23 protein-coding genes and 1 pseudogene are annotated in these 23969 nt (G+C 35.4%); 10 read left to right on the forward strand and 14 right to left on the reverse strand.

Features of this window, described 5'->3' with window-relative positions:
• Nucleotides 1-102 precede the first annotated feature (102 nt).
• The 3 genes from BMY50_RS22610 (at nt 103) to BMY50_RS22620 (ending at nt 3673) form a co-directional block, all read left to right on the forward strand.
• Nucleotides 103-1812, forward strand: coding sequence for an AIPR family protein (locus BMY50_RS22610; RefSeq protein ID WP_093329473.1), 1710 nt, complete (start codon nt 103-105; stop codon nt 1810-1812).
• Between the two features lie 458 nt (nt 1813-2270).
• Nucleotides 2271-2717: a nuclear transport factor 2 family protein gene (locus BMY50_RS22615; RefSeq protein WP_093329475.1), complete on the forward strand. Its 447-nt coding sequence runs from the start codon at nt 2271-2273 to the stop codon at nt 2715-2717.
• Between the two features lie 56 nt (nt 2718-2773).
• On the forward strand, nt 2774-3673 hold the full coding sequence (locus BMY50_RS22620) for a hypothetical protein (protein ID WP_093329477.1): 900 nt from the start codon (nt 2774-2776) through the stop codon (nt 3671-3673).
• 286 nt (nt 3674-3959) lie between these two features.
• Here the strand turns inward: BMY50_RS22620 and BMY50_RS22625 are convergent, their stop codons facing one another.
• The 10 genes and pseudogenes from BMY50_RS22625 to BMY50_RS22665 form a co-directional block, all read right to left on the reverse strand.
• A complete protein-coding gene (locus BMY50_RS22625; RefSeq protein ID WP_093329479.1) occupies nt 3960-5744 on the reverse strand; it encodes an ATP-dependent nuclease in 1785 nt (594 codons plus the stop codon).
• A 426-nt stretch (nt 5745-6170) separates the two neighbouring features.
• A complete protein-coding gene (locus BMY50_RS28760; RefSeq protein ID WP_139202326.1) occupies nt 6171-6341 on the reverse strand; it encodes a DNA/RNA helicase domain-containing protein in 171 nt (56 codons plus the stop codon).
• A 131-nt stretch (nt 6342-6472) separates the two neighbouring features.
• The gene (locus BMY50_RS22630) at nt 6473-7408 is read right to left on the reverse strand and encodes a hypothetical protein (protein WP_093329481.1); all 936 of its coding nucleotides are present in this window, start codon (nt 7406-7408) and stop codon (nt 6473-6475) included.
• The gene (locus BMY50_RS28360) at nt 7408-7584 is read right to left on the reverse strand and encodes a hypothetical protein (RefSeq protein WP_093329483.1); all 177 of its coding nucleotides are present in this window, start codon (nt 7582-7584) and stop codon (nt 7408-7410) included. The genes BMY50_RS22630 and BMY50_RS28360 overlap by 1 nt, the downstream gene beginning before the upstream one ends.
• A gap of 963 nt (nt 7585-8547) precedes the next feature.
• Nucleotides 8548-9258: a hypothetical protein gene (locus BMY50_RS22640; RefSeq protein ID WP_093329485.1), complete on the reverse strand. Its 711-nt coding sequence runs from the start codon at nt 9256-9258 to the stop codon at nt 8548-8550.
• Nucleotides 9259-9261: 3 nt separating this feature from the next.
• Nucleotides 9262-9594 (reverse strand): annotated as a pseudogene (locus tag BMY50_RS22645) (DNA/RNA helicase domain-containing protein).
• 66 nt (nt 9595-9660) lie between these two features.
• Nucleotides 9661-10368 (reverse strand): hypothetical protein, encoded by a 708-nt coding sequence (locus BMY50_RS22650; RefSeq protein WP_093329487.1) that lies wholly within the window; start codon nt 10366-10368, stop codon nt 9661-9663.
• 156 nt (nt 10369-10524) lie between these two features.
• Nucleotides 10525-11214: a hypothetical protein gene (locus tag BMY50_RS22655; RefSeq protein WP_093329489.1), complete on the reverse strand. Its 690-nt coding sequence runs from the start codon at nt 11212-11214 to the stop codon at nt 10525-10527.
• 143 nt (nt 11215-11357) lie between these two features.
• Nucleotides 11358-12332: an alpha/beta hydrolase gene (locus BMY50_RS22660; RefSeq protein WP_093329491.1), complete on the reverse strand. Its 975-nt coding sequence runs from the start codon at nt 12330-12332 to the stop codon at nt 11358-11360.
• Nucleotides 12333-12536: 204 nt separating this feature from the next.
• Nucleotides 12537-12914 carry a hypothetical protein gene (locus BMY50_RS22665; protein ID WP_093329493.1) on the reverse strand — a complete coding sequence of 126 codons (378 nt, stop codon included), beginning with the start codon at nt 12912-12914 and terminating at the stop codon, nt 12537-12539.
• 561 nt (nt 12915-13475) lie between these two features.
• Between BMY50_RS22665 and BMY50_RS22670 the strand changes: the two genes are divergently transcribed.
• Together BMY50_RS22670 and BMY50_RS22675 are read left to right on the forward strand one after the other, a co-directional pair.
• Nucleotides 13476-13952, forward strand: a complete 477-nt coding sequence (locus tag BMY50_RS22670; RefSeq protein WP_139202316.1) for a hypothetical protein — start codon at nt 13476-13478, stop codon at nt 13950-13952.
• Nucleotides 13953-14028: 76 nt separating this feature from the next.
• Nucleotides 14029-14688 (forward strand): hypothetical protein, encoded by a 660-nt coding sequence (locus tag BMY50_RS22675; RefSeq protein ID WP_139202317.1) that lies wholly within the window; start codon nt 14029-14031, stop codon nt 14686-14688.
• Here the strand turns inward: BMY50_RS22675 and BMY50_RS22680 are convergent.
• Nucleotides 14685-15128 carry a GNAT family N-acetyltransferase gene (locus tag BMY50_RS22680; RefSeq protein WP_093329500.1) on the reverse strand — a complete coding sequence of 148 codons (444 nt, stop codon included), beginning with the start codon at nt 15126-15128 and terminating at the stop codon, nt 14685-14687. The two genes, BMY50_RS22675 and BMY50_RS22680, sit on opposite strands and share 4 nt — an antisense overlap.
• A gap of 536 nt (nt 15129-15664) precedes the next feature.
• Here BMY50_RS22680 and BMY50_RS28370 point away from each other — a divergent pair.
• Nucleotides 15665-16303: an ORF6N domain-containing protein gene (locus BMY50_RS28370; protein WP_202907920.1), complete on the forward strand. Its 639-nt coding sequence runs from the start codon at nt 15665-15667 to the stop codon at nt 16301-16303.
• Between the two features lie 426 nt (nt 16304-16729).
• Complete coding sequence (locus BMY50_RS22700; protein WP_093329506.1) at nt 16730-19075, forward strand: ABC transporter permease; 2346 nt, start codon at nt 16730-16732, stop codon at nt 19073-19075.
• A 400-nt stretch (nt 19076-19475) separates the two neighbouring features.
• Here the strand turns inward: BMY50_RS22700 and BMY50_RS22705 are convergent, their stop codons facing one another.
• The 3 genes from BMY50_RS22705 to BMY50_RS22715 form a co-directional block, all read right to left on the reverse strand.
• Entirely contained in the window at nt 19476-20165 is a 690-nt protein-coding gene (locus BMY50_RS22705) for a hypothetical protein (RefSeq protein ID WP_093329509.1), read from the reverse strand.
• A 116-nt stretch (nt 20166-20281) separates the two neighbouring features.
• Complete coding sequence (locus BMY50_RS22710; protein WP_139202318.1) at nt 20282-20485, reverse strand: hypothetical protein; 204 nt, start codon at nt 20483-20485, stop codon at nt 20282-20284.
• A 116-nt stretch (nt 20486-20601) separates the two neighbouring features.
• On the reverse strand, nt 20602-21267 hold the full coding sequence (locus tag BMY50_RS22715; protein WP_093329514.1) for a hypothetical protein: 666 nt from the start codon (nt 21265-21267) through the stop codon (nt 20602-20604).
• 181 nt (nt 21268-21448) lie between these two features.
• On the opposite strand from BMY50_RS22715, the gene BMY50_RS28630 reads away from it, so the two are divergent.
• The 3 genes from BMY50_RS28630 (at nt 21449) to BMY50_RS22725 (ending at nt 23875) form a co-directional block, all read left to right on the forward strand.
• A complete protein-coding gene (locus tag BMY50_RS28630) occupies nt 21449-21574 on the forward strand; it encodes a hypothetical protein (protein ID WP_262496945.1) in 126 nt (41 codons plus the stop codon).
• Nucleotides 21575-21669: 95 nt separating this feature from the next.
• Entirely contained in the window at nt 21670-22392 is a 723-nt protein-coding gene (locus BMY50_RS22720; RefSeq protein WP_139202319.1) for a hypothetical protein, read from the forward strand.
• 136 nt (nt 22393-22528) lie between these two features.
• Nucleotides 22529-23875 (forward strand): YncE family protein, encoded by a 1347-nt coding sequence (locus BMY50_RS22725; RefSeq protein WP_093329520.1) that lies wholly within the window; start codon nt 22529-22531, stop codon nt 23873-23875.
• Nucleotides 23876-23969 lie beyond the last annotated feature (94 nt).

Genomic DNA, 23969 nt, shown 5'->3' on the forward strand with positions numbered 1-23969 from the left:
CCTCATTTCAACGATTGAATTAATTAGTTAAAAAGCAGTTAAATATACCAATCTATTACTAGAACAAATTACGATTATATATACATCAAAAAAGAAAAAAACATGGATAGAATCACCGAAAGCCTAATGAACGAACTTTTAAAAACGCTAGAAATACAATCATCCGGAGAAGCTAAAGATTTCGAAAAACTCGTTAACTATACTGTCGTTTCTAATGAATACAACAAAACGTTCGACGTCGATTCAATTGCTGTTGGCGATGGCAATGATACAGGTATCGATGGAATCGCTATAATTGTTAACGGTCAACTAATAGAAAGTACAGAGGAAATCGATGACCTTCTTGAGAAGAATAATTTTCTTGAGGTCGATTATATATTTATACAGTCAAAAACATCTTCTAAATTTGAAAGTGCAGAAATAAACACATTCATATTCGGAATACAAGATTTCTTCTCGATACAGCCTCGGCTTGTAAGAAATGAAGATATAAAACGATTTGCAGAAGTTTCAAACTATATATTTTCCAAAGCTCCCTATTTAAGAGAAAATCCGAATATAAAACTTTACTTCGTAACTACCGGTAAATGGACTGATGACCCAAATTTGAAAGCTGTAAGAGACAATGCAATAGAGAATCTTGAGCAAACAAATCTTTTTGACAAAGTAACTTTTATGCTTTACGGAGCAAGGGATCTGTCCGCAGCATATCGTAAGACAAAAGAATCTAGTTCAACATCTATCACCTTTACAAATAGAATTACGATCCCAAAAATCAACGGAGTATCACAGGCCTATATTGGACTATTACCCTTCAAAGAGTTCCTAAAGATAGTAGCCGATGAAGAAGGTAAAATACTAAACGTATTCGAAGATAACGTTAGAGATTTCCAAGGAGATAATAATGATGTTAACGGAGGCATAGCATCAACGTTGAACAGCATTGATTCCGAAATATTCAGTGTGTTAAATAACGGTATAACGATTGTAGCAAGCACCATCTCTCCCACAGGTGATCAATTCACAATAATTGATTATCAAATTGTCAATGGATGCCAAACCAGTAATGTACTATATAATAATCGAAATGGAGAAAATATCGAGAAAGTTTCTATACCGGTAAAACTTATAGCAACTACTGATGAAGAAGTAAAGACTAGAATTACTTTAGCTACAAATAATCAAACACCGATTAAAAAGGAACAATTAGCATCTTTAACTCAATTTCAACGAAATCTTGAGCAATACTATAATTCTTATGCGGGTGATTCAAAAATTTATTACGAGAGACGGTCGAAACAATACAATACAGACAACAATGTTTTAAAATCGAAAATAATAACAGTGCCATATCAAATAAAGGCCTATGCCGCTATGTTTTTAGACGAACCTCACAATGTCACAAGTTATTTTGGCGCTATTGTAAAAAAATTAAACGAGGGTAAGATGCAGATTTTCAACAACGATCATACTTTTTCCCCATACTATACTAGTGCATACGCCTACTACAAACTTGAAACATTCTTCAGAAAAAACAACATCGATTCATCATTCAAAAAAGTGCGATTTCATATACTAATGCTATTCCGACTATTATTCAGCAATGAGGCACTTCCTCCATTCAATAGTAAAAAAATGGACAATTATTGCCAAAAATTATTAGAAATATTAAATGATGATATTAAAGCATTAAAAGCATTTAAAAAGTGTACTGATATTATTGAAAATTCCAGTTTTGATAAAGCTGATAAGCAAGATGTTAAACTAGTATCTAAAACTAAGGTCTTAATTGATTATGCCAAGAATAATTAGTCTTGCGTTTTGTTTCAGAAACGAGATGGTTTGGAAAAACACAAATTCAACGTCTACTATTAATAATGACGAGTTTAGAAACTTGCTATTCCAAAATGGAACATTAAGTTGGGGCGATACAATACAACCCCATGCCCGTTCGCTTAACAATGTGCGGCAATGCTTCCGGAATTCCGAATAGTGGTCTTACCACTTTTGTAAATATCCGCATGATACGGATATTTACAAAAGTGTATTAAAAGCTTATGGATACACAGACATCTGTCTTGAAATTAACAAGGTTAGCTGCACACTGATAATCACGATAGGAATATGGAAATTATAATATCCAATATCTCGATGAATTGGCTGAGAAAAAGAATATATCATCAACCCAGCCGAACAGAAAACGGATCGGATACGAGAAAAAAGGAATACAAACCGATTAACGAAAACAGCTAACATATAAACCTGATTATATGGACACAAATCATCCGAACCTAGCATTAATACACGAGTTCTTCCGCATCTATGCTATCAATGAAGTAGACAAACTAGATACTATTTTAGCAGAAGATATCAAGTGGCATATACCTGGAAGACATCCGCTAAGTGGAACCAAACACGGTATTCTAGAGGTCGTGGAATACTTCGACCAATTGAACAAGGCTACTTTCCAAGCATCTCCCATCGTAATGGGTGTAAGCGATTCGACTGCCACCGTAACTGGAGCGACATCGAAGGCGAAACTAACCTCACAATATATCCTGCCTGCTGTGGAAAATCGAAATGGCAAAATCGAAGAGGTATATAACTTTCCAGAAGATCAGCATAAGGCAGATGCGTTTTTTGGAGAGGTTTATGGAGAGACTGACTTGGAAGAGGATAGCAACGCTAGAGGGGTAAAAGTCGCTAGATTGTTTTGAGAAGACCTATGGTAATTGTTGAGGTTTCAAAAAATTGAAGTTTACAAAACTAAGCTATGGCATATCTAACACAATATTCGTACAGCAAATTGTGTCAAAAGGTGGATATTGATTTCGACACCTCCTTGAACAGTTTTATATGGCATATTTATGATGATAACGAACTTTACTATATTTTAAATAAAAGGGACATTGAATATCTGTTTAAGTATAAGTTAATATTGGAAGATGAGAAAAAGTTTGCAGTGGAATATTTTGTAATTGTTCCTAAAGAAGAAGATTCAAAAGAATGGGTATTTAACAAAGGAGGTAAGACTAAATATCATATGTCCCTGGATTGCCAATTGCTTCGAAAGGACTATGTCGACTTTTATATACCTCGTGAAATTAGAAGTCTGGGCGATTCGGCCATAGACGAATATAGAATTTGGTTTAGTAAAAATCGTTTTGCAGAAAAATTTAAAGCAAAGTCAATAGGCAACGACGCAATAATATCTGCTTTCAACTCTAAATATCCGAAAAAGTACTGTATACAGCCCATTGCAGAAGGCTCGAATATTCTGGTCATTGAAAAGCCGAATAGTAAAAACATTGAAGTAAAAAAGCATTTTGACCTTCGCTATTTTAAAAACCGGATCGACTTTCTTAAGCAAAAATTTCACAATGAATTCACATGCAAAAATACTCGAACAATGTCAAAATTTAGATTTCTAGACAAGAAAACTGACGAAGAGATCCGAAATGTTTTTTCTGAAATTTTTTCACCGTTATTCGTAGAAAACTATGGTCTTGAAAAAATAAGAAGCAAATTTAAACAGGCTATTGAAGTCATTAACGAGATTATCAGTCTAGTTCTTGAATATTTGAGATGGAAGTGGAATTTTCTTGACAAGCAATTTGACGAAATATCATTAGAATCGTTCGGGTTAGAATGCTGCCACGCCTGTTCTTTTTAAAACGTAGGATTTGATGGAGACCCACTTTTCAATCTCCTGAGAGCCTAAAGTCGAGAAAGAGATAGGGCTGATCATTGAAAACAACAGGGAGCTGGAAGAAAATTATGGGCTTTGCGTATTGAAGAAGCAGAGCCTCAGCAAACCTTTTGGTCAATAATGACAGCTAACAATCTTGATGAAAGTAGGAAATCTCTTCAAGTCGAAGCAAAATGCTTCGAATGTCTACAGATTGGTATTATAGGTTTCTACAACCATCTAAATTAACTGAAACTTTAAATGGTTAACCTTAATTCTCCCCAGCAGCCTTTTCAGTTGACCGCTCATCGCTCACGTCCGAAGATACTGATTTATTCATACGGGTAGCCACTTCACCCGCTAAGTCTTTATCAGTATCTAAAAATTTTAAAATCTGATCGACAAATTCTTTTAAATTTTCCGGTGACTCACCAGCATAAATTTGATGCAGAGCAGGAACCACCCAGCGATTTTTTCTAGCCTCTAAATTAATCCAACCCTCAAGTTCTCCAACAGGCACAATAAATAATCCAATGCCATTACAAATTTCAAGTAGTTCTCGAACATCGTCTTGTATCGCTGGATCAAATCCAATAACACCTCGTTCCTTAGCATCAGACCATTGTGTAGTCCCGCGCTTTAGCCGATTTAAAGCACCTTTTGCCCCAGCTAGAGTATGCATGCCCTCTTTTAGTTGTTCTCCAAATTCCAATGTGCTCTCTTTTATACGTACCAAAATTTCAGCATCTGAAGTAGCATTTACAGATGATGCTATTTTATTCCTTAAATTCCTCAATGGAGATTCCATTTTTTTACCTGTAAAAGATTGAATAATGTTGTCAAAATCATCTTCAGTATTTAGCAGATCTATATCTGCGATGGCTGCAACAGGAATTTTTGCCTTTACCATTAAATCAACGACATCTTTAAGCGTTTGTTTATTGTGTGCGTGAACAAAAAGAATCTCCTGATTACCCATTTCAATCGAAGCTACACCATGGTAAATCGCACGATCCGCATCCGCTTCACAGACAATCACACCACGATGAAAAATTGCTTCCATAACACGTTGACTAGATAATAATGGGTGTTTCGACAATTGATTAGTTGCTTCAGGAGGTACTTTGTTAAACTGCGTATCATTGCCATGTCTATTCAATCTGAAGATGTCCACCGACCTGTCGCCTGATACAACCCCACTCAAAAAATTGGCATTATGCGTCGAAATTAAAATTTGACCACTGAATTTATCAAGATTTTTAGATATCCATTGACCTAAAAAGCGTGCTTGTGCTGGATGTAAAAAAGCTTCTGGTTCATCCAACAGAATAATTCTGTTTTTAGTAAGTAGCAGACCTAAAATAATGCCGGCGAAACTTTTAAACCCATCACCCTGCGCATCAATGTTATTAAGCCCCTTAGTGATTGGATAAGCTTTTCGTGGGTCTTCTGGAATTTCAGGCATAACGTTAGCCACTTTTAAACATAATGTTACAAAAGAACTATAATCAAGCCTTATTTCCATATCAAACGCCTTTTTAAAAGCAGAATTCAACAAAATCTCAGATTCCTTATCTTTTAGCAAACGCTGTAATATATTTCCAGGGTCGTCTTCATGGGGATTAAACCCTTTTGTTTCCTCAACAAGCTGAAGTCTGGTTTTTGAGTTCAAGTAAGCAACTTTGTATTTAGCCAAATTACCTAGCATTAAAGATACGATATCATTATTGACGAAACTATGCTCAACGCCTTCCTTAGAAAATGAAAGATCCATTCTTGTTAATAAGTCCGCCACAATTTCGCGAGATACGATATCGCCAATCGATGTAACGCTATCGAAATGATTAATACCGTCAAAAGCTTCAGTCGACGTTTTTGGCATCTCAAAATTTACTTGATCAAACAAAACTGGAACATAATCCATTCCTTGTTCCATAATATTTAAAATATCCCGTAGTGTTTGCGATTTACCGGAATTATTTGGACCAACGAAAACAGATATCTTTCCTAATTCTATTGTCTGCCCAGATTTTGTTATCAAAGATTCTATTTTCATAGGTTCAATTGTGATTCACAAGATAAATATTTTATTTTGTCGTATTTGGAGAAAATCTCAATATTCCTAATAAAACATCAACTATTATTGCAGAAATATTTAGAACATCTGACTATATTAACCTTTTTAAAATGTTGCAGGGGATGCATATTCATTCCTTATCACGTATATAACCTTATATTAACTCCTATTTCTTTATCCTATTCCTAAAATGTCTTTCTGTATCCTTATCCATGAAGACAAGCATAACAAGCTTTCAGCCCTCGTCCTAGCAAAACTATATAGGTGTTTTTACTAACTGCAAAAAGTTCTTACGCCCTTTCACTTGTCCATCATAGAACAATCAGAATCCCCCCACTCTGCTGTATCTGGGTTATATTTTAAATCGATACCGAAAATAACACCCGCATAATCAAATTCGAAGCCCTATGCAGTGTACACGCATCCTACCTGATCAATCCCGCCATCGTCATAAGCCCAATATTGAGATTTTGGAATTCTTTTGCGCATTCCTGTTAGTCCTTCCTGTGCGTTCCAAGGTCTTTTATAATCACCTATTTGTACATCGTCTATCAGCTCGCTGCTTTCGGTGAGTATCTTGGTCCATGGCTAGCAAAAACCCGCCATCACTCTGGCGGTATAACCTTCTTCATGTTTTTCTCCAATTTTTCTCCAATAGCAGCTTCCAACGCTTCTGGGGATTCCACAATATTGTTGATACAGATAATTTATTCTCGATTAGTTATTGCCACAAGGTCTTGTGTAGATAAATCCTCAATATCAGAGAACCTTACCTTTTCGAATTGGAAGATTATGTCTTTTTCGGACTCAATTAACCCTCTTGCGACTCTCTTTCTAGATATACTATTCTTCTTAAGATATTCTTTGTAATCTTTATAGTAAATTTTACCATCCGCCCGTTTCAAGTGCTGAATATCATCACTGTACTTAATATAATTTTTAAATCCATAAGACATAAATTGTGCAAAGGTGCAAACCGCTTTAGCTTTTGATGAAATAAGTTTTTTGGGAATAAAAATTATCGTTTTTCCTTTATATTCTGGTAACTGAAAAACTTCTGGATGCCAACTTTTATCTTTAACGCTATATACAAGAAATCGTCGCTTGCTTTCACATAATATATTATGTTGCTTACATTGATCAACAGTGTATTGAGCTAAAAATTGAGTTTCTACACTTACCGAAATGTCTGAAATTCTATCATAGCTTATTCCATCTATGCCATAGCGAAGAGTATTACTGGAAATTTGATCATTGATATAGGCCGTTTTCAAAAAAGAAAGTGCCTGCAAAAACATTGGCTTCATAACACTTCCTATAGACACGCCTTTTGAATTGTTTTTCGAGTATCCCAGTCGTGTATCATTACATTCCTTTATACCTTCTAAAATCTTAAGACCTGACTTTGTATCTCTTTTTGCCGCATAATTGAAAAGATTAAAAAGGAAGCTTCTGAAATTATCTGCCATTGATTGACAAAGAGGATCCGCTGAATATTTTATAATCCTATTATAGTCTACGAAGGCAAGATTATCTTTATCTAAATTTACGTTAAAAAAATCGACATTGCTTTGTGTAAAGCCATTTTTATCTAATTCAAAATGACTGATTATGGTATTGATATTTTTTTGCTTCTTTCCCATCACTTACTCTCCTTCCTTACTCCCTTAAAAGGAGTACCATCTTCTTTAACATCCATAAACTTGCCTGTAGAAGCATCTCTTTTTACCCACTGTTCCGTTCTGGGGTTGAACGCTTGGGAGCGGTCCTTGACTGCCCCTTGCCGACGATTATCGCCTGGTGTTCCATTTGTTGCCATATATAGCTATTAATTATTGCCATGCCCTAAAGCATAGACTTGCCAGAACTTAGTATGGATGGCACCAACGGCACTTCGGAAATGAGAAAGAGAGAATGTGAGATTTTTACTTGCGCCTTTAGCAACATTTGCTAACTTCGCACGTTATAAAAATGAGATAAATCTCATTCATTCTGCCTTAATTTACCCTAAGCGCGAATGATATATTTACTAAGGCTCAGGAAGGTCAGAGCTCCTGAGCTTTAACTCATATATCAAACCTATTTTTTATCTTTTTTCATTACTCTTTTGTCTTATACACGAATGTAATCACTATTTCTTATTATATGTTGCAAGGATTGCCAACTCGGGTTGATAATTTTTTGTTATCACTCCTGTTACAAAATCTAAATCATGCAGCAAAGGCAATTCCTAAAAGCAACGGATTACGTTAGGTATTAATTGATTACAAAAACAAAGGTCTAGCTTAAAGTTTAAAATCTGTGTAAATAATTTTCAACATTAGTGGATTAATCCACATTTCTATATGCAAAAAACTGATATAGTTTTACCATACAGATTAAATATGTGTAATTGTGTGCCTGTAATACTTTTACTTTTTGCTAAATTCCCTTTCGTCTCTTAGTCTTTGTTACATATTCTAAATGTTTTATCTCTAAAGTATGCCATTTGCGTGTAGCAGAACAAATGTAAGTTATCGCAAATTCAGTCGTTTATGGTTTCCCGTAGCGCAACCTATGATCTATAATACAGCTTTGCAATTCTAATTTAGGTTTAACCACAGAATTCTGTCAGCAGGTAATTGAGGTACACATTCATAGAAACTGAAATAGGTTACGTTGTTATCATTCCATGTATTAATATTTGCAGTAATTTCACAACAATAAGGGACGTTCCAAAATTTATTACATGAATAGGTTTATTAGGTAGATGAATAAGAAAATGGAATGGATGTTCGTACTTTTAAGTGGTGCGCGTAAGTAAAGATTTCGTTTTTCTTTTATAAAAGGAAATAGCTTGGCTGAATGCAAAAAAGACAAGAAAAGCGGGATCTATAATTTCTGAAAACGCTTCTTTAAAAGACCAAACATTATTGTTTAAATATGAAAAGTGCTTTGTAAATAGAAGTAAAAAGTAAATAAAATAGATAATAAACACTCGTCTGTATATAAGGAAACAGAGTATGCCTTTCTTTAGTTCATCCGTATCTTTATCATACCCTACTATTTTATAATAACGCTCAACGGCATATTTGCCGTAAACCTCTAACAATATAGGAAACAAAGAAAAAACGAGAAAATATCGAGCGGCATCCTGTAAATGTATAATCCAATTTAACACCACAACAACTAGCAGACTCGCCATGAATATTGCTGCATAACAGCTTATTGAGGCCACCCAGGGGAATAATTTATCAGTTTTATCATTTGTCCATTTCAAACCTTTGAAATGGATTCTTAACAGGTTTCTTGCCAAGGAATATTTTCGTTCAAAGAAGCTTAAAAATGTACCAAGCCATAAATTAAAAATTAGAACTGCAAAAATCACAAACAATTTATTTTCATAAATGGTTAAAATAATCGCTGTTAAAAGTAGCAAGGACAAAATAATGATCCCTCTGATTTTTTCAGTATAAGACAGTTTACTTAAAGGGGCATATTCTTGAAGTTCCATTATCTAAATGCTACTACTGTTTATCCTACTCTTAAAATATGCTTCGGTTTCTTTATCGGTAAAATAGACATAACAGCCTTTTATTGCTCTCGTCATTGAAGCTCTATAAGTATTCTTGATGATTGCTCTTAAGAGTGACTTGGCATAATCTGGCTGTTCTTTTCTAAGTTTTCGCCATCCATGAATGGAATAATCGTCTTTCGATCTTTTGGGTGGACATACCTTTACCAGTCCATCCCTTTAGACTAAATCATCGCCTACTATCACACCTATATAATCTACCTCTAAGCCCTGGATAGTATGGATACAGCCGACTTCGGTAACTGAATTAGGCATGATGAGCCATTTTCACGATGAATAATGCTCACATCATCTACCTGTATAGAGGTAGATATCCTTAAATTAATTAGAACCCATCTGCTCTCTCATATCTTTCAGGATTCCAAGTAGCTGTTCATGTAGCGGCCATCTTCCTACTTTCATTTCATTCATTGGACTTACAATGGCATAGAGAACCATAGCGCTTATCAACACCAACGGAAGAACTACGAAAGGCTCATATTGCTCCGGCACCATATGAAAAGGCATCAAGAGCATATTTCTAATATCTTCCCAGGTCAGGCTTAATATTCCAGCGCCTATGGCTAACTTGAATATAATACGCCGTTGTGCCTCGCCTCTCTCCTTTTCCAATCCCTTAATAGCTTTATCCATACTTCTTTCTTCAAAAAGGTCGTTCTTGATAAAGTAATTTTTAAGTTCTGCAATTCTATGTTCATAAATAGCCATTTGATTAATTGTATCCCCTTTTTCAATAAATTGTGGATTATTCTTTTTTAGACTTCTTTTCTCGTATCTATCAAACCATAACATGGACACGGAAAAACCTATAAATCCTACCAGAAAAAATGATATGACAAACACTTCTTTCAAAAAAAACGAAGAGACAAGCGTTCCCAACATGACAGCTATGAACAATAGAAGAATTCCCTTCAACTTATAACTATGTAATTTCGGTTTGCCATTGGTGACCAAAGCGAAGTATGATAAATTATGGTAATAATAGCGGTATAAATCTTGTAGTATTGCTGAAGTAATAAGTTTTTTCATCTATTTATTTTTTTGTTTATTCATTACTGCATGCTTCTAAAGGCATTCATGCTACCTTCGGCGGTTTAGTGGTCAGATGGAGCCTTTGATGAATAAAATATTTTTTGTCGATAGCAGGAATCAAATAATGGATACGTTATCTGACCTCGATCATAATTAATTAGGGTCGCCAGATATCTTCCAGAATACCGAGTTTTTACTAAAATATTTAAGTATTAACTCTTTTATTTTGATGACACGCTTTCTCCCATCTTTTGGAGGGCAGACCTTCTCCAAATCTTCTGGTGCATAATAACTCAACTGCTTCGTGTCTTCTTTGGTTATAAGTGTAACGAAATAACTATGAGATCCAATGTTTCTACCCTTGTATTCTTCAACCGTGTTACCCTTCGTATCTGTACTAACTTTTGGTGTTACAGGACAGCCTGAACCGTATACGGCATCGTCTTCTAATTGCCATGGTTCTTGTTTCATCAAGGCGTTCCATAATTTTTTACTTTGTTCTTGAGTGATTTCTGAGACCTCAAAAAATGGATCGATCCTGATACCATCTTGTGTATATTTCTCCTTCGTTATATACGCAGCCAAAGAATCCGGCAATTCTGGATATCGTGGTATATCACCTTGGTAATAATGGTAGGTAAAAAGATTAACAGTATCTCCCTTCTTACTCATAATAAAAAGATTTTCCGGTGCATCGGCCAAAAGAATTGTGCCGCGAAATATCAGTGTGCTATCTGCGTAGCGCTTGAATAATTTTTCAAGTTCATCTGTGTTCTGTAGCTCAACAGCATTTGTTTTTAGGCAAAAGATTGGTAGCAATATAAATAAAAATAAAATCCTCATTTTTCTTTATTCTCTCAATATCTTTCAATAACTATCAAACAACGCTCTTCCCTTTCTTATGATTCTTTTTTGAAAATGTGTGGAATATAAACATCTGTTCTTACATGATGAATCATAAACAAACTTTAAACACAGCCTGATAATTATTTACTTGTGATGAAATCAACAATAGTTTCGATTAAATGAGGAGCTAGCGGTTTCTCGGGATCATTGTAAGATGGCAAGTTTTTTTCTGGCGAATCAATCTCCTTCATTACATGGTTCATATGTTGAATGATGAGCATTTTTGAGTCTGGTAGTGCGTTATGTAATTTTTCTGCATTACTTGAATCTACCTGCATATCTGATGTGCCATTAACGATTAAAGCAGGTATAGAGAGATCCTTTATTTCTTTTGAGGGGTCTAATTTCATCCAGGACGACATGTATCTTTGGATGGACGGACGAAATATTGAAAACAACATTGGTGAGACCTGCTTTACTCTTAAACCTTGGCTTAAGCTGTCTAAGATAACAGTGCTTTGAGCTCGCAGCTCATCGGGCAAGTTTTTTAACTGAATTTTTAAGATCTCTTGCACAGGTGAACCAAGCCCCGCTATTGATATAAACTTATCTACATGCTGTTTGGCAGCTACCATACCGATTAATGAACCCTCGCTATGACCAATAATAATTATTTCAAAAAACCTTTTGTCTTTATCGAATTTGTTTATCCAGCTCTTTACATCTTCAATATAAACATTGAAGGTAAGAGAGTCTTCTATCAAACCGGCTCCTTTGCTCTTTCCTATTCCTCTTTTATCGTACCTAATAGATGAAATATTATTATCAGCTAGGCTGTGCGCTAACATTTTGAGACAATTATTTTTCATGTTAGGCAGGTTACCGTCTCGATCAACCGGTCCGGAACCGGCGATGATGATAGCAAGCGCTGATTTCTTGCTTTTTACAGGAAGTGTTAGCGTACCAAATAGTTCTCCATTATCAGTTTGGATTGAAATTTCTTCTTCCACCAATTTGACCGCTGTAGAATCTTTTGCAAAACTACCACTGGTAAAAGTCAATAATAAGACAGTAAAAATCAATGTTGTATTATTTATAATTTTCTTAATATACATGAGCGCTAATTAACGTTTTGGATATGAATTACGGCTTTCGTTTTGGATGCAAAATAGTTTCTTATATGATCTCGTATAATTTCAATTTCTATTGATGGTATTTTAATCGGCATAGTGTAGGCAACTATAAATGATTAACTCATCATTAATAATAGATGTTAGTAGATTCAAGATTGTTCTCGAAAAAGATAAAAAAAGCAATGGCTATTTACTTATTTGTTCTTCTTTTATTTTTCCGAGGTTTAAAGGCATTTTGGCTCCTCGTTGAGTAAAATTACCCTCAATGGAATCTTTCTGCACAACTTTACCTTCGTAAACACTTTGAAGTTTAACTAAAACAAAACGTAAATTTTCATTTTCAAAAGTTATTGTATCAACAGGAAACCCAAATTTTCCTTGCTTGGGGCTGTCCACAGTGCCTTGATATTTTCCGTCAACCGCATCTACATGTAATACTAACGGTAGCTCGACTTGCGGTATCTGGATTAATCCAGACCAAGTACCTTTTATGTCCTGGGCATGGGTCGTAACAATGTTCCCAAGGAACAAAACAAGTGAAGGAATGATAAATTTAAGTTTCATAGTACAAAATATTGATAGTGGTAATAGATTCTTTGAAAAGGCTATAAATTTTCCATTCTCTCATCCCACCGTATTTAATTAACCCTTTGTGAATTTCTTTAGTTTAGTTTAATGTTTTAGTCTGACAACATCGTAATATAATTAATAGCTTTATTGTTTACAAATAATTATAGAAAATTGTTGAAAGAATGCGTTCTTCGATCGACTTTTACGTCAGACGTAAATTGTAATAATAATCAGCATTTCGATCTGACAGTTTATGGAATTTCATTAAAATCAGATCTTTTATCAAATGCTACAGCGTTATTGTTTCTTTTAACCCATTCACTGTGACTTCTAGGATAGCTGCTGATTCTCTCTTAGCGATTAATTGACGTTCTTTTACAACGCTCGTCCACGCTTCCCTACTAATTCGTGTAGGGAAACAGGCATTATGTGTAAATAAATCTTTGCGAATAAGGTTAAATTATATCTTAACACGTCGACTGTTAAATTAAGCAGGTTTAATACTGCTAAAATGATAAGCGTTTTATGAAACCGCTATTAAAAATATTTAATAGGATGAAGAACAACAATATTTTAAAATTAAGGTTGTTGCTAATCATAACAACCATCTTAGCTATCAGCTTCAATTTCACTACAAAATCTCAATCAGAAAATAAAGAAATAGCTGTCGCTGCGGATACCTCCATAATTCTAAGCAAGGCTTATCATTATAAGGAATTCAACGAATTAATAAATGCAATACCATTTGACACCATGTATTTGGTTGAAAGTGAAATAGTGAAAGACACGGCAAATCTGCACTTGAACTCCTCAAAGCATATAGAACTCATGAAAAGGCCGGAAGGTTACCCTAAATATGACTTTGGATACAATCATGATAAATTGCTCTTATCATTTGAATACTTGAAAATTGAGGGAGATACAGCTAGGTGTATGATCTTAAATATATTCTCTGGCGTACTGGCAGATTTTAAACTGAAAAAAGAAAAAGATGGCTGGCAAGTGCTATCTTATGGTAAGAATATGACTTAAATTTAATCCGTTTATAACAGTAAACCGTCTCCGGCAGAAATAAATGATATTGTCACCGCAATTAGCAGCCATAAAAATGGAAGTTCAGGCACGAAATATTGTAATTAGATTATTTTTTTTACTTCTCTTCATAAGCGTTTTTAAAAATACAGCAATAGCTCAACAAGCTATTAAAAGTGAGACGCAGGCAATTGAAGACGAAATTTATACTTCGGTAAACAAATCCTTTAGATTTAGGTGGTCTAATGTTTTTTCTAAGGCAGACTTAAGGCATCATTTTTTTAGCCTCAAATTCTTGATAGGACCTAATGGTTGCTATACCGACATACAGCCATCTGCTGAAATGGATACTGCTATTTTTTCACGTTCTATAGAAAGGGTGAAAGAAGAACTTCCGAAAGATGTATTTAAAAAAATGAAGATCAGCAATACATCGGTAGTGTTTCCTGTTTTCGTTTTTGCTATCCCTCAAGATACACCTCGCTTTGATTTCGATGGAGAAAAAATAAAGGAAAATCCTGATACCCTTCGGTATGATAGTACATTTGAAAAATCATTATCAAATTTATGGGAATATGAGAGAGGAATGCGCACATTACATGATGCAATAGTTTTCCCTCCAATTATACATTTTATAAAGCGTGGAATTCCTGATATTAAAATGTTAGACCCGAAACAACTCAAAAAAAAGAATCCATTTTCGTCTAACGATATGCCAACAAAGTTGAAAAATTAAAGATTAAAATTGTAAAACTTAAAGCTGCTTTCTTTAAAGCCAACTCCTTCATATAACTTTTGAGCAGGATTATCCTTTGCTGTGCTCAGAGATACGCGAACACATCCCTCTGTTTTTGCATAGGATAAAACTGCATTAATTAATAGTTTACCATGGCCCCTACCGCGCCTCGACTTAACCACGTAAAGATCATTCAGAATAAATATTTTTGACATGCTGACAGAGGAATACGATGGATATAATTGCGCAAATCCGACGGCCTTGTTACTTTCTCTTAGCAAGAATATAGTCGAATCTCCCATTCTTAATCGTTCTTCAATAAAATGTTTAGCTTTATCAAGGTTACTTTCGGCATTATAAAACACACGATATTCGTCGAAAAGAGAGGCACAATCATTAAGATCTATTAATTCTGCCTGTTTTATTTTTAAATCTTCCATTGGTTATCTTTTATTTTAAGAGGTTGCAAATACTATCTTCATTATCGTTACCTGTGCCTAATTTACTATAATATCATCCTTACTTTCTTCTTCTGTAGGCTAAATAAACCCCATAAAAAAATCCAATGTAAATATGGCTGACTATAAAGAGAATATATAATCCAACTTTCTCTAACCCATACTCGTCGTGTCCTGCCAACAGTTCTGCATAGTAATATAAAAAAGTCATGTATATAACAAACATCCCGATATGTATTGCAAAAATTAACGGAAAGGTTTTTTCTTTTTTTGTTAAAATGTAAGTGATACCAAGCAAAAGTGGTGATATCAGAATTAAAAAGTTTATAACGTTGAATCTAAATTCTTCCATATCAAATTTAATTGAATCAGTATATAAAGCTACTTAGATTTTTTCATTCTGCTTTTGACACAAACGATATCCTGAAAATGCACGATGTTTTATTTTCATCTTAGCTTCATAATATCTCACCTAATAAACATCTGAGGGGCAAACAACTAATGGCAAACCTGCACAGATGCTCAATGGGTCACTTAAAACCTTTACTGATCCTAATCATCAGATTATAAAGTTAGAGTTCTCGGCGGAAATTAGGATTGATAATCTGGCATTGAGCACTATATCCAAAGAAGGCGTAGCGTCACTACTTGCGCATGAGTTATTACATGGATACTTGAGCTATAGAAATATCGATTATAAGAAGCAAACTGCGCAACATTCTTATATTGCTGCAAATTATCTAAGCGCATTATCTTCTTTTCTACAAAACAAATTTGGTATTCCTGCCAATGATGCCATGACAATGACCAAAATTAATATTAACAATCCAAATCAGGATCTTCTTATATTAGACAATATTCTGCAGGAAAGGATATTTAATATCCAGGGTGTACAGGTAATGATTGATAGGAATTTTGCTGAACTTTATGAAGTAGAGATAAAAGCGATCAACCAAGCCGTTAAAAGAAACATTGATTGGTTTCCTCAAAACTTCCGTTTTCAGCTTACTGCCGAAGAAAAAAATGAACTGGTCACAATCTGTGACCGGTTTGAGAAGCTAAAGCATGCGATCGTGACAGCTAATGCATTAAGGTATCGCAAATTGCGATACCTTAATCAAAAGAGTTTTAACATCACAAATTGTGATCTCCAATAAAAAAGCCATGGCTACGTCAGCAAAATAATCACAACAAGAGAAAGAAGCAACGTTGCAGTACTGACCGATCAAAATGACTATACGAAAACCTGAAACTATTGGAAATATCTCAAAGCCAAATTAAAAAAGGAAAATAGTGAAGTGGTTAGTGCCGCTAACCAGTTGAAAATTCTTGCTCCGGACGACAAAAAAAGGTTGTCGGACATGTTAGACTATGATGGTATTATAGCATTGGACAAAACCTTTCCTGCAACAAAAGCAAACCGATTTAGTTGCCAGTTGTATCGCTACGATACAGTAGGTGTTCGTTTCCGAACACTTTTCAAAAATACAGTTTGAGAAAAAAAGCTTTGATAATTACGAATACGAGCTTTTGATCAATTGGCCTAATATCTGCTAAGTTTATTGAATTCAATTGTTTTTCTCATGTTAAAGAACTACTTAAAAATTGCCTGGCGAAATTTGTGGAAGCATAAAATGTTTTCATTAATCAACATCGTTGGACTTGGGATTGCGATTCCCTTCGCGCTGCTGAGTTTAATACAGGTTGTGGTAGTTTTTGAAAATGACAATTTTCATCCATACCCAGAAAGAACATATAGAATTATTACTGATATAACTGAAAAAGAAGGAGCATTAACCTCCTATGCTTCTTCTCCTTTTACCTTAGCAGAAAATATCAAGAAAACTTATCCTTTTATCGAACAGGCTACCACGGTATGCCGAGGCTATGGATGGCAGCTTGAAAATAATGGAAAAAGAATTTCAGTGAATCCAATATATGTTGAGCCCCAGTTTTTCCAAATGTTTGCCTTTCCGCTTGATAACGGAACTTTTTCGGAAGCCCCGAATACCATGGTGCTATCAGACGAAATGGCAAAAAGATTCTTCAGAAACGCCAACCCAATTGGTAAAACGCTTACACATCCTGATTATGGATTGTTGACGGTAACGGGTGTTCTAAAGCCTTATAAAAGAGGGACTCATTTCCGTAGCGATGCTATGGTGTCAATTGCCACATATAAGAAGTTTAGCAAGGAAAAACTCGACAACGATCGTACTGCGTATACCTATGTTTTGGTAAGACCGGGTACAGCCGATGCAACATTTGCTTCTGCGCTAAATACCACCGCCAACGACATCAATAGAAATTCTCCGCTAGAAAACAAGAAATTTTCTTTTCGCCGTCAGCCGCTAACAGACATTTCACCTGATTTTGAAAATCTACAGGACAATCCTTACACTGAAGATTATATAGATATACTGGTGAATCTATTTATGGCGATAGGAATTGTTCTATTGGCAGGCTTTAATTACACAAACCTTACCTTGGCACGTTCATTAAGCCGTGCAAAAGAAGTGGGTGTCAGAAAGGTGACGGGCGCTTTACGTCATCAGATATTAGCACAATTTATTTGCGAGGCGGTAGTAGTGGCATTATTCGGCTTAACGCTGGGATTTACGTTGCTAAAGCTTATGCAACAGTTTTTACACATGCCCTGGATCATATGGGAAGCTGACAACAATCTTATTTTATGGCTAGTATTTGTTACGTTTACTTTTTTTACCGGCATAATTGCAGGTGCCGCTCCTGCGTATTTATTGTCGAACTTTCAGCCGGTCAATGTGCTGAAGGGCAATGTAAATCCGGCGTCATTTGGAAAAGTAAGTTTAAAAAAAGGACTGATACTCATCCAGCTGGTAGTTACATGCTGCTTTTTGATTTTTATAACTTCGTTTTACAGACAGTTTAAATACATGGCAACAGATAATGAGAATTTTAACAGAAAAAACATTTATAACATTACTGTAACCGGAAATTATAAGCTAATACAAAATGAATTAGTCCAACAAAAAGAGGTAGAACGTATTGGGCTCGTTTCAACTCCCTTCGGTGGTACCTCAGCCAATTGTACGGTAAAGAAAACCGAAGTTTCTGAAGCAGTCAATGCTAGTTATTATGCCGCGAATGCCGCGTTTATTACAAACATGAACTTGAAATTAATCGCAGGGAATAATATTCCGGAAAGCACGGCTGATTCTGTATCTAATTTTGTGTTGCTGAACGAACAAGCCTTGTATACACTGGGGCTGGGATCTCCTTATGAATCAATTGGAAAACAAATTGTATTAAATGACAAACAGGTCATCGTTGCGGGAGTAATAAAAAATTTCTGCTATTACATTTACCAGTTTGGGGCCAACCCGTTGGTCATGCAGTATAATCCCTCGCAATTTCAGGTGCTAAGCGTTAAAGTTAAAGATCAAATGGCAGCATCAGCGTTAAAAGCGGCATGGCTACCAATTTGGAAAAGACATTTTAGATATCAGGAATTTACTTTTTCCGACTATGAGAAGGAGCTGTATGAGCGTTACAATCCTAGTGCTGATATGGGGTTTATGGGCTTCGCGAGTCTTTCAATCTTTATTATTTCGATATTAGGCCTAATCGGGATGGTTACTTACGATACTGAAAAACGCATAAAGGAGATCGGAATCCGTAAGGTACTGGGCGCATCTGTCACAAATGTGGTTCGTGAGCTGTCAAGCGGATATTTGAATCTATTATTTATTGCAGCATGCATCTCCACACCCTTAGGCTTGATAATTGCTTATCAGGTGAGTCAATCTTTTGTATTTAATAATGGAGTAAATATGAGACTGACAATCGTGTTGTTTGGAATGGTGTTCCTAATAGCATTGCTTGTTGTAGTTGTTCAAACAGCTCAGGCTGCCTTCGCCAACCCGGTAAAAAGTTTGAGGACAGAGTAAATGATTGCTTATTCTAAAAAAATGGACCTTCTTCTGATCAAGAGAATACAAAAGTAATTCCGGATCATTTTGCTGGTGTCAGCAAAATGATGGTCACATCTCCAAATCGCTTTTCATTTATATAGAAAAAGTGAGAGCTAACGTGTCATAATTTAGTGTTTTAGGATACTTTATAAAAGAATGAAAAATAAAAAATTCAAAGATATTCGCTCATGCAGAATACTATTAGCGCTATTCGCGAGTATTGCCTTTGCCTCATGTGCCTCTAATTTTTGGATCGTAGACAAAGATTTTATTGGCTAACAAGTAATAAAACAATTTTCACGACGAATAATGCTCACATGTTTTGTCGATAGCAGGAACCAGATAATTCATAACCCTCATCTGACCTCGATCATAATTAATCAGGGCTGTCGGATATCTTCCAGAACACCGAGTTTTTACTAAAATATTTAAGTATTAACTCTTTTATTTTGATGACACGCTTTCTCCCATCTTTTGGAGGGCAGACCTTCTCCAAATCTTCTGGTGCATAATAACTCAACTGCTTCGTGTCTTCTTTGGTTATAAGTGTAACGAAATAACTATGAGATCCAATGTTTCTACCCTTGTATTCTTCAACCGTGTTGCCCTTCGTATCTGTACTAACTTTTGGTGTTACTGAACAGTCAGAACCGTATACGGCATCGTCTTCTAATTGCCATGGTTCTTGTTTCATCAAGGCGTTCCATAATTTTTTACTTTGTTCTTGAGTGATTTCTGAGACCTCAAAAAATGGATCGACACTGATACCATCTTGTGTATATTTTTCCTTCGTTATATAGGCAGCCAAAGAATCCGGCGATTCTGGATATCGTGGTATATCACCTTGGTAATAGTGGTAGGTAAAAAGATTAACAGTATCTCCCTTCTTACTCATAATAAAAAGATTTTCCGGTGCATCGGCCAAAGGAATTGTGCCGCGAAATATCAGTGTGCTATCTGCGTAGCGCTTGAATAATTTTTCAAGTTCATCTGTGTTCTGTAGCTCAACAGCATTTGTTTTTAGGCAAAAGATTGGTAGCAATATATATAAAAATAAAATCTTCATTTTTCTCTTTTTGACTTATTTGTTGGATGCGTTTTTTTCACACATTCCATAATTACGGACTGTTCTTCCCAGCAGACATCGAGCGATTCACTGGGAAGACCATCCTTTTTAAATTACTATTGACACAATGGGGTTCCTTTATTTGGCTTATCCAGTCCGCCAAAATAATCTCCGGATAAATGTCCCATATTGTCTTTTGATATGGTAGTACCATCTGGCATTTGAAAAGTTTGCGCATTTTTGAATAGCTCGGAATTTCCTAATCCTGCCCAGGAAAGCGCTACAGCGTCATTAGGAGACACACTGTACTTACCCTGCAAATAAGACGCTAAAGTACCTACATAGTTAGAGGCAATATAGGAATGTTGAGCAGCTGCCTGATCGATAAAAGGTGTTAACGTTAATTACGCCTATCCATTGATATTTTATTGTCATGTTACGATATCTTACCTACAAATAGTTTAAAGATTAGAGCACTGATTAAAACAATAATGCCAATAATGAACATTCTACGCCCATGTTTTCTATCACGATCGTTATAGACATACACCTCACCCCCATCTGGCAAGGTCTTTTTAAACTTCCACAAACTCCAACCTATGGCAATACCAACAAGACCACCAATAAACGCAAAAAAATATCCGATTATAACCCAAGCATTTTGGTCCCTTTTGACCTCAGCTAGATCTTCTACTCTTTTTTGCTTAAATGCTATAAGTTTAGTTTCATTTACATCTTTCCCTCGCTCTGATAAAAGTTTAATTGCCAAATTATAATCAAACTCATTCCATTCATCTGGTTTGGCGAGTATATCGTACAATTCTTCATCTGTGAAACTGTGCAAATAATGCTCTCCATTGAGTTCACTGCTCTCTACATCTGTTAGCTGATTAAGTAAATCATTCGCTTTCTCAAAGTCTTTCTCCTGTATTGCAAGTTGAATTCCAGATTCAGACGGATTATTTAAAAAGGTTAAACTAACAGAAGTGAAGTTTTCTATTATTTTACTTTCAATGCCATGCTCATTTAAAAGCTCTTGCACTTCTTCTGCAGCTTCTCGATTGAAGAAGGTTTTATAGGTCAAATGGGGCTGGTCTGCCATACATTAAGGTTTAGCTGATAACACTCTAAAGATAAACAATATTATGATACTAATAAATAATTGGTCAAATGGTGGCGGCTTTAGCTGTCTGTACTATTAGTGAGTTCTTTACCTATTAAATTATTAGTCATAACATAAATATGGCGAGTAAATCGGATAATTGTTTTTAAGTAGAGACAATATGGAAACTTTACAGTTATTGAATTTCTGTGTAGGAAAACGACCGTTTCGTGACATGGAAGAAAAATCGTCAAACTATATGGGCGGCAAGGACAAACCGAACAGCGGGGCTCCTTTATGTAATTAAAAAGGATGTATTGCCAAATAGCAAAAATTATTTGGCAATACAATCCCTTATGGAATTTCACTTAATATAGCATCTATAAAATCAAAGGCCGAGACATGAGAATCTTTTATATATTGATGTTAATATCCTTTTTTTGTCTACCAGCAAACGCGTCTAAAACATCTGATAAAGACGAATTTGAAAATTTATTTAAAGCTTATGCTGACAGTACACTAATATTCAGTGGAGTAGTTCCATTTTCAACGGGACCAGACAACAGGTTTATTGTGAGCAAAAAAGGAGATACAGTTAGTCTGTTTATTTATCATTATGATCGTCATGATATCGACAGCTATCCTGAACTACCTGACTCGCTTGCAAAATATATCAGCAATAAGAAATATCCTCGCACCGCCCCCGGTGTAGGCCCATATTTTGAAGTACAGAAAATCAGTCAAGAGAAAGGAGCAAAACTTTGGCAAGCCTTAATAAATGAAAAACCATGGGAGTTATTGGACGATTCCGTCTATGGTTCGGGATGTGAGCCACTGAAAAAGGTTCACCGTAAGAGTGATGGCAGTACTGTAACAGAAGAACGCCTGGGCCAACATGACCTCCATAGCTACTTCTTAAAACTCATTACAAAAGAGGAAACGAAGCACCTACAATATTATGCACCCGAGGTGTTGGAAAAAGCCTGCCCCGGTAAGGAAGGACGACAGCATATCGTAGTCATTAAGCAATTGTTGCTCCGCTACTTTCAAAAGGGTTCTGTTTTTTGGAATACTTCAGGCCATCCCTCCTATAAAGAAACCCCGGTTGTCGATTATTTTCAGTGATTTAGGGTTACCATAATTTAGGGTAAAAGTATTCTTTTTACTTGCATTGACAGCTACAAGTTCAGATTTGAAAATATTCAACCTCTATGAATTATTACATCACAAACCTTTATCTTCGCATATCTGAATCGAATATATGTTTAGTAAGTCAACCTATCACTTAATATTAGCATTATTTATGCTAGTAAGTTTTTCAAAATGCAGTAAAAAGAATGAGAACACACCTCCTTCTCCACCTCCAGAAAAACCCAAACCCATTAAACTGGCCCTGATAGACCATACGAATGGAGAAACTCCTTTTAGTGATTCCATTTACTTAACGTTCAGTAAAAAAATCAAGGTTAACTACATTAAATCAAATTACCAATATTGTATAACGGACGATATGGGAATCAGTTACACCAGTGATTCAAAAGGGTTTAAATTTAAATATAGCTGTGCCGAACTAGGCCGGACATATCCTTTCGAATATAGTGTTACAGATGAAGAGGGAAACACATTAACGAACAAGATTAATATAGATTTTTTCACAAACAGAATACAGTTTGATGGTTTTTCTGTTTTAAATACAATCTTATCGCCCGACAATAAGCATATTTGGCTAACATTAACGAACATCGAGGATGTTAATCGATTCGTTTCCTTGTCTACAGACTCCCTAAAAGTAGAGTTTGACATTCCTGTTCCGGACGCGTCAAAGGATATCAGCTATAACCCTTACAATGGATTTATTTATATTTCATCTTTTTATCACCCTCAAATTTTTGTATTCGACCCGATCGCAAAAAAATTAGTAAAAACAATCACGTTAAATATACTTCCGGAAGACAATGAAACATATCCGGCGATATTTCCAGCAGATATTCGTTTTACTAAAAACGGGTTTGGAATTGTAAATCTTAACAGTGAAGGAAGTGCTGGTATCAATTGGAAGATAATCGACTCCACGAAGGAAGATACAATCTACTATGGCTCTGAAAAAGACGGGACATATGCCAGTATCGGGCAAGCATGCCTAATCAATGATAGCACGCAAATAATGGGATATTCTGGATATCTGCGCAAGATTGTTGTTATTGATCAAGTGAGCCGCGACATAATTAAGACCTTCGAGTCCCCCATTCCAGTTACGTATACTCCCTACTTTAAAGTCAGCACAAAAAACAATAACGTTATGGTATATGGAAACGGGGTAGCTTTTATGAACACCAAATCGAACGCTGTACATAATCATCATAATGAAGGTTTTTTTCCGTGGGACTTCTCCTATCGTTCTAATGAACCGAACCATATTTTTGGCATGGAAAATCAACATGTCATCTTATTCAACTATTTAAATGGAAATAAAATTCTTTCTTATCCCCTTGGAATAACGCCTACTTTTACCTACATGACATCTGACGGTAAGTCCCTTGCCTGTGCCGGTATTGAGGGTGTATATCTATTTTCAGAAAAAATGTTTACGGGAGGAAGCGATAGATAATGAAAATATAATCCTCGAAAAAACACTGACACCATCTATTTTAGTAAAATTACCGAATGATAAAAACGCTTTACGACACTTTTAGTTTTTTGTG

Source organism: Olivibacter domesticus (genome assembly GCF_900109575.1).
Taxonomy (GTDB): domain Bacteria; phylum Bacteroidota; class Bacteroidia; order Sphingobacteriales; family Sphingobacteriaceae; genus Olivibacter; species Olivibacter domesticus.